The sequence below is a fragment of the Cellulomonas taurus genome, assembly GCF_012931845.1.
GTDB classification, from domain to species: Bacteria; Actinomycetota; Actinomycetes; order Actinomycetales; family Cellulomonadaceae; genus Cellulomonas; species Cellulomonas taurus.
Genome location: NZ_CP051884.1, coordinates 3,396,142 through 3,408,463 on the forward strand (window position 1 = coordinate 3,396,142; position 12,322 = coordinate 3,408,463).

Genomic DNA, 12,322 nt, shown 5'->3' on the forward strand with positions numbered 1-12,322 from the left:
GGGAGGAATCGGGCCACCCTGGTTCCCGGACCATTCGGCCAGGAAAGGAGCCAGGATGCCCGAGCGCCTGCTGCTCCCAGCAGACCCGTCGTCGATCGCCCGTGCCCGGCACTGGGTCGCCGCCCTCGGTCGGCGCGCCCACGTCGGCCCCAGCGCCGAGCACACCCTGGAGTTGCTCACCAGCGAGGTGCTGACCAACGCGATCGTGCACACGGGTGCCAGCGCGCCGATCTCGGTGCGGGCCGACCTGCGGCAGGATGCGGTCCGGGTGGAGGTCACCGACACCGACACCACGATGCCGGTGGTCCGCCCGGCCAGCGCCACCCGTGCTGGCGGCAACGGGATGCGGATCGTGGAGATGCTCGCGTCGACCTGGGGCGTGGACGTCCACCCGGGCGCCGGCAAGACGGTGTGGTTCGAGGCCCGGGTGGGTGCGACGCTGCGGACGGCACTGCTCGGCGCGTGAGCCGGTTCTCCGGCACGATGACCGCATGCTCCTGAACGACAGCATCGCCGGCATCGTCGGGATGAACGTCCTGGCCGTGGCGCTGATCGTGCTGCGGTCCTGGCTGTTCGGCACTCGGCTGTACCGGCCGATGCTGCTCAACGTCGGCCTGTCGGTGACACCGGTGTTCGTGCTGCTGGTCGCCGTGCTCGGCGAGGGCATCCTGCTCGCCGCCGGTGCTCCGGTGCCGCTGATCGTCGTGCTGGGCGTGGTCCTGATCGGCGGCTGGCTGCTGTTGCTGCCGAATGCCGGGTACCTGATCACCGAACTTAACCTGAACCACCGCCGGCCCGGCGAGCGAGTGCCGGAGTGGTACGACATCCTGCTGGTGCTGTCGCTGGCGATGTCCGGCGTACTGAACATGCTGTTCAACGTCTTCCTGGTGCAGCTGGCCTACGTGGCGGTCCGCTTCGACGAGGTGGCGGCGCTGACCAGTGCCGAGGTCCGGATCGTCACCGGAGTAGTGCTGCTGCTGTCGGCCTTCGGCATCTACCTGGGCCGGAACCTGCGGCTGAACAGCTGGGACATCGTGCGGCCGTGGCGGATCGTGGCGAAGCTGTTCGCGCACCTGCGGCAACCGCGTGCGGCGGCGAACGCCGCGGGGTTCACTGTGACCGCGGCGGTGTTCTTCGGCCTGATGTACCTGGTCGTGGTCGGGCCGCTGGTCCGTGCGGTGCAGCTGCTGTCCTAGGGGGCGTCATGTCGTACTACCTGATCTCCTTCCCCAGCGGTGAGATGGACATCCCGCCCGGCGGCATCGAGGAGGTGGCCAGGACCTCCCACGCTGTGGTGCGCGAGGCGAAGGCCGCCGGGGTGTGGGTCTTCGGCGGTGGGATCGACGAGTCGGTGCCCCCGGTGCGGGTCGCCGCGGACGGCACGGTCGTCGACGGCACCTACCCGCAGACCGCCCGTTTGGAGGGCGGGTACACGATCCTGGACGTGCCCGACCGGGAGACCGCCCTGCACTGGGCGGCCAGGATCGCCGACGGCTGCCGGTGCCCGCAGGAGGTCAGGAAGTTCGGCGACGACCCGGAGAGCCGCTGAGCCGCTAGGCCCGGCGACGCCCCTGCAACACCCCGGCGGTCGCCACCACCACGATCCCGGCGAAGGGCACCACCAGCAGCCCCGTGCGCAGACCGCTGGCGTCGGCGACCAGACCGACCAGCGGCGGTGAGGCGAGGAAGCCGATCCGCATCAACCACGACACCACCGTCAGGCCGGTGCCGGGCTTGAGACCGGGCAGCTCGTCGGCCTCGTGCATCGCGGCCGGGACCAGGGTGGCGACCCCGAAGCCGGCGGCTGCGAAGCCCAGGATCGTGCCGGGCACCGACGGGAACGCGAGCGCCAACGCCATCCCGACCGCCACCAGCGTGCCCCCGGCCCGGGCTACCGCGCGCTGCCCGAACCTGTCCACCAGCCGGTCGCCGAGCACCCGGCCCACGAACTGCGCCCCGGTCAGCGCGATGTACCCGGTGGCCGCCACCGCAGCGGAGGCGCCGAGCGAGCCGGACAGGTAGATCGCCGCCCAGGAGTTCCCGGCGTCCTCGACCAGGGTCCCGGCGGTCGCGATCAGCACCAGCGCCGCCAGGATCACGACCACCCGGCCGCGGGACGCCCCGACCCGGTCGCCGAGCTGACCGGGATCGGCCACCGCCTGCTCGTCACCGTCACGTCCCGGCAGGCAGAACCGCAGCGCGACCAGCGCGACCAGGCTGAACAGCACCCCGCTGACCGCCAGGTGCACCCCGCGCGGGATGTCCAACGCGATCGCCCCGGCCGCCATCGATCCACCGAGCACCGCGCCGATCGACCACACGGCGTGGAAGGAGTTGATGATCGAGCGGCCGTAGCGGCGTTGCACCCGCAGACCGTGGGCGTTCTGCGCCACATCGGTGATCGCGTCCATCGCCCCGGCCAGGAACAGCGCGGTCACCAGCAGCCCCACACTCGGCGCCAGCGCCGCGCCGAACACCCCGAGGGCGGTGACGATCGTGCCCAGCACCGCCGCCCGTGCCGACCCCAGTCGTCGGATCGCCCAGGCCGCCCCCAGCCCGGCCACGATCGCACCGGTGGGGAACGCGGCGATCGCCAGGCCGTAGGTGGCGTTGCTCAGCCCCAGGTCGGCTTTGATCTGCGGATACCGCGGGATCAGGTTGGCGAACAGGGCACCGTTGGTCAGGAACAGCGCGGCAACGGCGGCGCGCGCCCGGCGGTCGACAGCGTGCATGTGTACGAGCGTACACAACCGCGCCGCGCTATTGTTACCGATTGGTCAGTAGGTAACGACGACGACGGAGTGTTCGATGAGGATCACCACCTGGACCAGCACCACCCAGCACCAGCCGTGGCAGGACCTCGGCACCGTCGACCCCGGCCCGATCACCCGGATCCCGGACGTGTTCGTCCAACTGGACGACCAACGCCAGCAGATCGAGGGCTTCGGCGCCACCTTCAACGAGCTCGGCTGGACCTCCCTGAGCCGCCTCACCGACGATCAGCGCGCCACGATCTTCCACGAGCTGTTCGCCCCCGGCATCGGCGGCAACTTCACCCTCGGCCGGATGCCGCTCGGAGCCAACGACTTCAGCCGCGACTACTACTCCTACGCCGAGGTCCCCGGCGACTTCGACCTGGCGCACTTCAGCATCGCGCAGGACCACGAGACCCTGATCCCGTTCATCCGCTCCGCCCAGTCCGAGCAGCCGGACCTGCGCCTGTGGGCATCCCCCTGGGTCCCGCCGCAGTGGATGAAGACCAACGGCCACTACGCGTCGGCCCAGCCGTGGATCGACGGCGTCGAGAACGGCCTGACAGCCGACCAGGTCCAGCAGGAGGGCACCGACTCCTTCATCCAGGACGAGCGCCACCTCGCCACCTACGCCGCCTACTTCGGCCGGTTCGTCGACGCCTACGCCGCACTCGGCATCGACATCTCGATGGTCATGCCGCAGAACGAGTTCAACTCCGCCCAGCCCTACCCCAGCTGCACCTGGACCCCCACCGGCCTGGCAGCCTTCCTCCGGCACCTCGGACCGCAGATGCGCGCCCGCGGCGTCGAGGTCTTCCTCGGCACCGTCGAACGCCCGAACGAGTCCCTGGTCGCCGACGTCCTCGCCGACCCGGAGGCCGCCGCCGCGATCACCGGCATCGGCGTCCAGTGGCACGGCAAGTCCATCGTGCCGTTCCTGGCCCGCGACTACCCCGAGCTGCGGATCTACCAGACCGAGCAGGAATGCGGCGACGGCCGGAACGACTGGCGCTACGCCCGCTACTCCTGGCGCCTGATGCGCGACTTCCTGAACAACGGTGCCAGCGCCTACCAGTACTGGAACCTCTCCCTCGACCGCGGCGGGGTCAGCCGGTGGGGCTGGTCGCAGAACTCCCTCATCGTCGTCGACCCGGACACCGGCACCTTCGAGTACACCCACGAGTACCAGGTGCTCAAGCACGTCAGCCACTATGTCCAGCCCGGCGCCCACCTGGTGCCCACGCTGTCCTACACCGGCTACGAGAACCAGCTCGCCTTCCGCAACCCCGACGGCAGCGTGGTGATCGTCATGCAGAACGACACCGGCGAGGAGATGCCGGTGCAGATCACCGTCGGCGACCAGGTCGTCGAGCCGGTGCTGCCCGCCGACTCGCTCAACACCTTCGTCGTCGAGGTGTGACGACTACCCTCACGCCATGCCCCGGCTGACCGACCCCCAGCGCGCCTTCGTCACCGAACGCCACCTGGCCACCCTCACTACCCTTCGCGCCGACGGCAGCCCGCACGTGGTCCCGGTCGCCTTCACCTGGGACGACGAGGCCGGCATCGCCCGGATCACCACCAACCCGACCACGGTCAAGGTCCGCAACGCGCGTCGGGGCACCGCCGATGCCCCGACGCGCGCGGCGCTGTGCCAGGTCGACGGACGGCGCTGGCTCACCCTGGAGGGCACGATCAGCGCCGACGACTCCCCCGCCGAACTCGCCGAGGCGCTGCGGCGGTACGGGGAGCGCTACCGGCCGCGGGATCCGCTGATCGAGCGGGTGGTGTTGCGGGTGGCGGTGGAACGGGTGATGTCGTCGCGGGATCTGCGGTGACGCCTCACGCCTGCATGTCCACGAACCGCGAGTAGTGCCCCTGAAACGCCACCGTGATCGTGTCCGTCGGCCCGTTACGGTGCTTGGCCACGATCAGGTCGGCCTCGCCCGCACGGGGCGACTCGCGCTCGTAGGCGTCCTCGCGGTGCAGCAGGATCACCATGTCCGCGTCCTGCTCGATGGAGCCTGATTCACGCAGGTCGCTCATCTGCGGCTTCTTGTCGCCTCGCTGCTCGGGGCCACGGTTCAGCTGCGAGAGGGCGATCACCGGCACCTCGAGCTCCTTGGCGAGCAGCTTGAGCGCACGGGAGAACTCGGAGACCTCCTGCTGGCGGGACTCGACGCGCTTGCCGGAGCTCATCAGCTGCAGGTAGTCGATCATCACGAGCTTGAGGTCGTGCTTCTGCTTGAGCCGCCGGCACTTGGCCCGGATCTCCATCAGCGACATGTTGGGCGAGTCGTCGATGAACAGCGGTGCCTCGGAGATGCGGCCCATGGTGCTGGCGAGCTTCTGCCAGTCCTCGTCGCCCATCTGGCCGGTGCGCATCTTCTGCAGGGCGATCCGGGCCTCGGCGGCGAGCAGTCGCATGGTGATCTCGTTGCGGCTCATCTCCAGGGAGAAGACCACCGAGGCCATGTTGTGCTTGATCGAGGCGGCTCGGATCATGTCGATGCCGAGGGTCGACTTACCGATGGCGGGTCGGGCCGCGATGATGATCATCTGCCCGGGGTGCAGGCCGTTGGTGAGCCGGTCGAAGTCGGCGAAGCCGGTGGGGACGCCGGTCATGCCGTCGCCGCGGTGCCCGGCCGCCTCGATCTCGTCCACGGTGCCACCGAGCACCTCGCCCAGCCGGTGGTAGTCCTCGGTGGTGCGACGCTCGGAGACGGCGTAGATCTCGGCCTGGGCGTTGTTGACCAGCTCGTCGACGTCGCCGCCGTCGGTGGCGTAGCCGATCTGGACGATCTTGGTGCCGGCCTCGACCAGGCGTCGCAGCACCGCCCGCTCGCGCACGATCCGGGCGTAGTACCCGGCGTTGGCGGCGGTGGGCACCATGCTGATCAGGGTGTGCAGGTAGGAGACGCCGCCGATCCGGCCGATCTCACCGCGCTTGGTCAGCTCGTCGGCGATGGTGACGGCGTCGGCGGGTTCGCCCCGGCCGTACAGGTCGATGATCGCGTCGTAGATCGACTCGTGGGCGGGCTTGTAGAAGTCGGCGCCGCGCACCTGCTCGACCACGTCGGCGATGGCGTCCTTGGAGATCATCATGCCGCCGAGCACCGACTGTTCGGCGTTCAGGTCCTGGGGCGGGGTGCGGTCGTAGCTCCTGCCGCTGCCGGGCTCCGACGGTGCCGCGTACTCGAGCTCATCGATCGACACTGTGGTTCCTCTTCCCCGCCTCGCGTGTACTCCCTGAGCATCAGGTGTACCCGGCGCCTCCGACATCGTCTGCCCGGCGCCCACGCGAGGTTAGGTGCCGTGGTTCCCCGGCACAAGCGAGTCGTCCACAGGGCCTGGGGACGACCATGTGGAAGGCTGTGGACGACCCCCACACCGTTGTCCACAACCCGTGGACACAGCTGTGGAGAACTGTGGACCAAGACCGGGCGATGCCCGTTCTCACCGGCCAGAACGCCGTACACCGATGTGGACACCAGAAAGTTGACCGCGATTTCACGTTTCGGACGCTCACCGTCCACCGTCGACCGTCAGATCCTCGGCCTCGCGGTCCCCGCCCTCGGTGCGCTGATCGCCGAACCGCTGTTCGTCCTGGTCGACTCCGCCATCGTCGGACGGCTCGGGACCACCGAGCTGGCCGGGCTGTCGCTCGCCTCGACCCTGCTGGTGACGGTGGTCGGCCTGTGCGTCTTCCTGGCCTATGCGACGACGGCTGTCGTGGCCCGCAAGCTCGGCGGCGGGGATCGCGCCGGCGCCCTGCAGACCGGGGTGGACGGTCTGTGGCTGGCGGCCGGGCTCGGGGTGGTCCTGGCGGTCCTCGCCTTCCTCGCCGCGCCCTGGGCGATCGCGGCCCTCGGGGCGAGCGGCGACGTGGCGACCCAGGCCGAGCACTATCTGCGCGCCTCCGCCCCCGGGCTGCCCGGCATGCTGCTGGTGCTGGCGGCCACCGGCGCGCTGCGCGGGCTGCAGGACACCCGCACGCCGCTGATCGTCGCGGGTGTCGGTGCGGCGGTGAACGCGGTGCTGAACCTGGTGCTGGTCTACGGCGCCGGACTCGGGATCGCCGGGTCGGGGGCCGGCACCGCACTGACCCAACTGGGGATGGGCGCGATCCTGGTCGCGGTGGTGGTGCGAGGCGCCCGGTCGGTCGGCGCCTCGCTCCGTCCTGCCCCCGGCGGCATCGTCACCGGCATCCGAACCGGTATCCCGCTGCTGGTCCGCACCCTGTCCCTGCGGGCGGCGATCCTGGTGACCGTGTGGGTGGCCACCGGCTTGGGACCGGTCGCCCTGGCCGCCCACCAGGTGGTCAACTCGCTGTGGGGCTTCGCCGCGTTCGCCCTGGACGCCCTCGCGATCGCCGCCCAGGCCCTGATCGGCCACGCCCTCGGATCGAGCGACCTGGACCGGGTACGCGCCCTGCTGCGCCGCACGCTGACCTGGGGCGTCGGCGCTGGAGTCGTGCTCGGGGTGGTGCTGGGCGGCGGGGGCTGGTGGCTCTCCGCCCTGTTCAGCACGGACGACCAGGTCCGGCACGCGATCACCGTGGCGCTGATCGTGGTCGCGGTGCTGATGCCGATGGCGGGGTGGGTGTTCGTGCTGGACGGGGTGCTGATCGGCGCGGGCGACGGGCGTTACCTGGCCTGGGCCGGTCTGGTCACGCTGGTGGTCTACCTGCCGTGCGCACTTGCTGTGCACACCTGGGCCCCGGACGGCTGGGTCGGCCTCGCCTGGTTGTGGGGTGCGTTCGCGGGGGTGTTCATGCTCGCCCGGGCGGTCACCACCGGCCTGCGCTCCCGCACCGACCGGTGGCTGGTCACCGGGGCGTGACGTCGGTGTCCGGCTCGCCCGCCGCGGCCTCCGCGTTCCGCTTGGACAGCGCGAGCATCGACCCGGCGCCGATGCACAGGAAGACCACCCCGATCGGCAGGAACACCCACTTCATCGCGTGGTCGAACAGCAATCCCATCGTGAAGAAGGGTGCTCCGATCGCGAACATCGAGGCGGCGGCACCGATCGTGGCCTGGCTGGGGTCGGTCTGCTTCGTCATGCTCCGAGCCTAGGGAACAGCCCTGAGCAGCGGATCCGGCGCGGGGCGGAACCTGATCCCGGGTGCGCTCCGCCGCGCGGTGGAGACGGGCAGCCCGGCGGTGGAGACGAACGTCAGCCAGCGGTGCGAGCGCCGGACCGCTGACAGCACAGCGCCCCGCCCCGGAGACCCGGGACGGGGCGCTGCTGCCAGGCGACAGGATCAGGCCGAGACGACCGTGACCTTCAGCTTGGCGGAGACCTCGGGGTGCAGGCGGACCTGGACCTCGTAGTCACCCAGGGCCTTGATCGGCTGGGCGACCTCGATCTTGCGACGGTCGACCGACGGGCCACCGGCGGCCTTGACGGCGTCGGCGATCTCGGCGGTGGACACGGCACCGAACAGACGACCACCGTTACCGGTCTTGGCAGACACGGTCACGCCGGTGGACTGCAGGGAGTCGCGGACGGCGCGAGCGTCGTCCAGGGTCGCGATCTCACGGGACTTGCGTGCCCGACGGATCGCGGTGACCTCCTTCTCGGCACCCTTCGACCACGGGGTCGCGAGGCGGCGCGGGATGAGGTAGTTGCGGGCGTACCCGTCCTTGACGTCGACGACGTCGCCGGGGGCACCCAGACCGGTGACCTCGTGGGTCAGGATCAGCTTGGCCATGGTGGTGCTCCTTCTCAGCGAGCCGACGACGAGTAGGGCAGCAGAGCCATCTCGCGGGCGTTCTTCACGGCCCGTGCGATCGCACGCTGCTCCTGGACGGTCACGCCGGTGACGCGACGGGCGCGGATCTTTCCGCGGTCGGAGATGAACTTCCGCAGCAGAGCGGTGTCCTTGTAGTCGACCGACTCGATCTTCGCCGCCTTGAGCGGGTTCTGCTTCTTCTTGGGCTTCCGGACAACGGCCTTGGCCATCGTGGTGCTCCTTCTCTGGGAGCCCGGGGCGTTGCCATGCCCCGGGATGGGGTGTGAATGGGGTGGGTGACGATCAGGTCGTCACCCGGATGCGGATCAGAACGGGGGCTCGTCCGAGTAGCCGCCACCGCCGCCGCCCTGGGGAGTGGCCCACGGGTCGTCAGCGGGCTGGTTGCCGCCGCCGCCACCGTTGAAGCCACCACCCTGCTGCTGGCCGCCGTAGCCGCCGCCACCGCCGCCGTTGCCACCGAAGCCGCCGCCACCACCGGACCGCTGGGCCCGGGTGACCTTGGCCGAGGCGCTACGCAGCGACGGGCCGACCTCGTCGACCTGCAGCTCGACGACGGTGCGCTTCTCGCCCTCACGGGTCTCGTAGGACCGCTGCACCAGCCGGCCCTGCACGATGACCCGCATGCCCTTGGTCAGGGACTCGGCGACGTTCTCCGCTGCCTCGCGCCAGATCGAGCAGCGCATGAACAGCGTGTCGCCGTCCTTCCACTCGTTGGTCTGACGGTCGAAGGACCGCGGGGTGGACGCCACGGTGAAGTTGGCCACCGCTGCACCGGACGGCGTGAACCGCAGTTCCGGGTCGGCGGTGAGGTTTCCGATCACCGTGATGACAGTGTCACCGGCCATGAGTGCTCCTCGGGCTTGTGGGGGAGTGAGATCCGTTCACGCTATCCGCGTGTACCGACGCTCAGGCGTCCTTGCGGTGCACCTTGGTGCGCAGGACGACCTCGTTCAGGCCGAGCTGGCGGTCCAGCTCCTTGGCGGTCGCCGGGGTGGACGAGAAGTCGACCACCGCGTAGATGCCCTCGGACTTCTTCTGGATGTCGTAGGCAAGACGACGACGGCCCCAGATGTCGACGTTGTCGACGGTGCCGCCCTCGGTCTTGATGACCGACAGGTACTTGTCGAGCGACGGAGCGACGGTGCGCTCGTCGGTCTCGGGGTCGAGGATGATCATCATCTCGTACTGACGCAGGCTCATACCCACCTCCTCTGGTCTCGGCGGCCACGGTCGTTCCGTGGCAGGAGGGTTCGCACTGACGTGCGAGCTGCGTGACCGTGCCGCCCTGGTGCGTCGATGGCGACGACCGAGATGGCACAGCAACACACAAGCCTACCCGATCAACCGCCGTTGCCGGGGTTCGCCGGATCGCCGGCCGCCCCTGGATCCGCCGGCGGCTGGGTCTGGGTCGGTGCCGGGTTCGGTTGGACCGCCGGACCGGTGGACACCACCACGGTGACCGCCGAACCCGGTGCCACCTGGGCGCCGCCGCCCGGGCTGACCGAGATCACGTACCCCGAGGCCACGTTCGGGCTCGACTGCTGGGTCACCTGCGGCACCAGACCGGCGTTGACCAGAGCAGCCTCGGCGTCACCCGACAGGCGACCCTCCAGGCCGGTCGGCACCGCGACGGTGGTCGGCGCGGCCGGCTCCTCCGGCGCGGGTGCCTCGGTGACCTCCTGGGTGGGCTCCGGGGTGGAGGTCGGCTTGGTGGTCGCACCCACGTTCGCGCGGTCGGGGAAGCTCAGCTCCTCGGCGTACTGCGGCAGCGTGAAGAGCTGCTCCATGTAGGACGCCCACAGGGCCGCGGGCCAGGTGGACCCGGTGATCTCCTTGACCCCGCCCCACGGGTCGATGGTGACCCGGTCGGCACCGTTGTCGCCGACCTGGCTGAAGGCGACGGCGGTGGCGACGTTCGGGGTGAAGCCCATGAACCACGCCGACTTGTTGTCGTTGGAGGTACCGGTCTTGCCGGCGATCTCCCGGTCCAGCGGCTTGATCCAGGTCTTGCCCGAGCCCTGCTGCACCACCTGGGTCATCGCGTAGGTGGCGTCGGCGGCCACATTCGCGTCGTAGATCGTCGTCGCCTGGTTCTCGCCGGAGTAGGCGACGCTGCCGTCCGGATACACCGCCTGGCGGACCATGTACGTCTTGTGGTGCTGACCCTGGGCGGCGATGGTCGCGTAGGCGTTCGCCATGTCGACCGGCTTCACGTCGTCGACCCCGAGCACATTGGACGCGACCGAGCTGACCGGCGTGGTGATGCCGGAGTCGGTGGCGACCTGCGCGGTCTGGTCCGGACCGACCTCCAGGTTCAGCTCGGCGTAGACCGTGTTCACCGACTGCGCGGTGGCCTTGATCAGGTCGATGTTCCCGTAGCTGGTCCCGCCGAAGTTGTTCACGGCGTTGCCGTCCCACCCGTCGATCGTGCGCGGGCTGTTGCCGTTGAAGCGGCTGGTGAGCGGGATGCCCTCCTTGAGCGCCGCGATCAGGGTGAACGGCTTGAACGTCGAGCCCGCCTGCACCGCGTAGGTGGCCCGGTTGTACTGGTCGGCCAGGAAGTCGTCGCCGCCGTACATCGCCACGATGCCGCCGGAGGCGGGGTCGGTGGTCACGACGCCGACCTTGAGGTTCGCGCTGGGCTGCTCGCCGTCGGAGAGCTCCCCGCTGCGCAGTCGGCCGACCGCATCCACGGCCATCTGCTGCGCGGAGGCGTCGACGGTGGTGGTGATGGCCAGGCCGCCGGAGCTGATCTGCTCGTCGCTGATCCCGTTCGCGTTCAGCTCGGACTTCACGTACTGCAGCAGGTACCCGTTGGTGCCGCCGTAGGTGTCCGAGCGGGAGAACTCGACCACGGTCGGGAACACCTGGGCGTCCCGGTCGGCCTGGGTGATGTACCCGTCCTCGACCATCAGGTTCAGCACCCGGTTCCAGCGCTGCTCGGCCTTCTCCGGGCTGACCGCGGGGTCCCAGTTGTTCGGCGACGGGATGATCCCGGCCAGCAACGCCGCCTCGGAGACCGTCATCTCCGCCGAGGGGTGACCGAAGTAGGCGATGGACGCGGCATCGATGCCGTAGGAGTCGCGGCCGAAGTAGATGGTGTTCAGGTAGCGACCGAGGATCTGCTCCTTGGTCTCGGTCTGCGAGATCTTGATCGCCCGGAGCGCCTCCTGGGCCTTGCCGAGGTAACTCGTCGTGGTCTGCCCCACGTAGTACCGCTCGACGTACTGCTGGGTCAGGGTCGAGGCGCCCTGGGTCTCGCCGCCGGTGATGTTGTTCAGCAGCGCGCGGCCGATGCCGGTGATCGAGACACCGGAGTTCTCGAAGAACGTCCGGTCCTCCGAGGAGACCACCGCCTGTCCGACGTAGGCGGGCAGCGACTCGTAGTCGATCAGGTTCCGGTTCGGGCCGGGGAAGGTCCCGATCGGGGTGGTGCCGTCGGAGAAGTAGGCGGTGCTGGTCTGCTCCTCGGCGAAGTCGTCCGGCGCCGGGATGTCGGTCAGCGCGTACGCCGCGACCCCCACCCCGAGGCACAGGAAGATGAACGCGGTGATCGATCCGACCACGAACCGCCAGGAGGGCAGCCAGCGCCGGATGCCGGTGTAGCCGCGCCGCGGATAGTCGATCAGCCGCCGCCGACCTCGGGGGTCGGCGGGGATACGACGCACGGTGGTCGACCGGCTCGACGGTCGGTTGCTGCCTGCCACGGTGTGCCTTCCTGTGTCCTGGTCCCCCGCCTGATGGGCCGCCGGGCCCGGATCAGTATGCGTGAGCACCACCTCGCGACCGAGTCGACGGCTCGTTCTTCGGCCGA

The 12,322-nt window shown here is 69.9% G+C and carries 14 protein-coding genes; 6 read left to right on the top strand and 8 right to left on the bottom strand.

From position 1 onward, the window contains the following. Positions 1 to 55 precede the first annotated feature (55 nt). From HGK68_RS15710 to HGK68_RS15720, 3 genes are read left to right on the top strand one after another with little or no spacing between them, the layout of a single operon-like run. Positions 56 to 466, top strand: coding sequence for an ATP-binding protein (locus tag HGK68_RS15710; protein WP_169166806.1), 411 nt, complete (start codon positions 56 to 58; stop codon positions 464 to 466). A 25-nt stretch (positions 467 to 491) separates the two neighbouring features. Further along, a complete protein-coding gene (locus HGK68_RS15715; RefSeq protein ID WP_169166807.1) occupies positions 492 to 1,196 on the top strand; it encodes a DUF1361 domain-containing protein in 705 nt (234 codons plus the stop codon). A gap of 8 nt (positions 1,197 to 1,204) precedes the next feature. Beyond that, entirely contained in the window at positions 1,205 to 1,549 is a 345-nt protein-coding gene (locus HGK68_RS15720; protein ID WP_169166808.1) for a YciI family protein, read from the top strand. A gap of 4 nt (positions 1,550 to 1,553) precedes the next feature. On the opposite strand, the gene HGK68_RS15725 is transcribed toward HGK68_RS15720, so the two are convergent. Next, on the bottom strand, positions 1,554 to 2,732 hold the full coding sequence (locus HGK68_RS15725) for an MFS transporter (RefSeq protein ID WP_169166809.1): 1,179 nt from the start codon (positions 2,730 to 2,732) through the stop codon (positions 1,554 to 1,556). A 76-nt stretch (positions 2,733 to 2,808) separates the two neighbouring features. Here HGK68_RS15725 and HGK68_RS15730 point away from each other — a divergent pair, with 76 nt between their 5' ends. Further along, positions 2,809 to 4,173 (top strand): glycoside hydrolase family 30 protein, encoded by a 1,365-nt coding sequence (locus tag HGK68_RS15730; RefSeq protein WP_169166810.1) that lies wholly within the window; start codon positions 2,809 to 2,811, stop codon positions 4,171 to 4,173. Positions 4,174 to 4,189: 16 nt separating this feature from the next. Further along, the gene (locus HGK68_RS15735) at positions 4,190 to 4,591 is read left to right on the top strand and encodes a pyridoxamine 5'-phosphate oxidase family protein (RefSeq protein ID WP_169166811.1); all 402 of its coding nucleotides are present in this window, start codon (positions 4,190 to 4,192) and stop codon (positions 4,589 to 4,591) included. Between the two features lie 4 nt (positions 4,592 to 4,595). On the opposite strand, the gene dnaB is transcribed toward HGK68_RS15735, so the two are convergent. Further along, positions 4,596 to 5,969, bottom strand: a complete 1,374-nt coding sequence (dnaB, locus tag HGK68_RS15740; RefSeq protein WP_246260441.1) for a replicative DNA helicase — start codon at positions 5,967 to 5,969, stop codon at positions 4,596 to 4,598. 267 nt (positions 5,970 to 6,236) lie between these two features. Here dnaB and HGK68_RS15745 point away from each other — a divergent pair, with 267 nt between their 5' ends. Beyond that, entirely contained in the window at positions 6,237 to 7,595 is a 1,359-nt protein-coding gene (locus HGK68_RS15745; protein ID WP_169166812.1) for an MATE family efflux transporter, read from the top strand. On the opposite strand, the gene HGK68_RS15750 is transcribed toward HGK68_RS15745, so the two are convergent. The 6 genes from HGK68_RS15750 to HGK68_RS15775 all read right to left on the bottom strand — a co-directional run bounded on the left by HGK68_RS15750 (position 7,582) and on the right by HGK68_RS15775 (position 12,215). After that, positions 7,582 to 7,815: a hypothetical protein gene (locus HGK68_RS15750; RefSeq protein ID WP_169166813.1), complete on the bottom strand. Its 234-nt coding sequence runs from the start codon at positions 7,813 to 7,815 to the stop codon at positions 7,582 to 7,584. The two genes, HGK68_RS15745 and HGK68_RS15750, sit on opposite strands and share 14 nt — an antisense overlap. Positions 7,816 to 8,016: 201 nt before the next feature. Next, positions 8,017 to 8,466: a 50S ribosomal protein L9 gene (gene rplI / locus HGK68_RS15755; RefSeq protein WP_169166814.1), complete on the bottom strand. Its 450-nt coding sequence runs from the start codon at positions 8,464 to 8,466 to the stop codon at positions 8,017 to 8,019. Between the two features lie 14 nt (positions 8,467 to 8,480). Then, positions 8,481 to 8,717, bottom strand: a complete 237-nt coding sequence (rpsR, locus tag HGK68_RS15760; RefSeq protein ID WP_122149621.1) for a 30S ribosomal protein S18 — start codon at positions 8,715 to 8,717, stop codon at positions 8,481 to 8,483. 96 nt (positions 8,718 to 8,813) lie between these two features. After that, on the bottom strand, positions 8,814 to 9,353 hold the full coding sequence (locus HGK68_RS15765; RefSeq protein WP_169166815.1) for a single-stranded DNA-binding protein: 540 nt from the start codon (positions 9,351 to 9,353) through the stop codon (positions 8,814 to 8,816). Between the two features lie 61 nt (positions 9,354 to 9,414). Then, positions 9,415 to 9,708: a 30S ribosomal protein S6 gene (gene rpsF / locus HGK68_RS15770; protein WP_169166816.1), complete on the bottom strand. Its 294-nt coding sequence runs from the start codon at positions 9,706 to 9,708 to the stop codon at positions 9,415 to 9,417. A 140-nt stretch (positions 9,709 to 9,848) separates the two neighbouring features. Further along, on the bottom strand, positions 9,849 to 12,215 hold the full coding sequence (locus HGK68_RS15775) for a transglycosylase domain-containing protein (protein ID WP_169166817.1): 2,367 nt from the start codon (positions 12,213 to 12,215) through the stop codon (positions 9,849 to 9,851). Positions 12,216 to 12,322 lie beyond the last annotated feature (107 nt).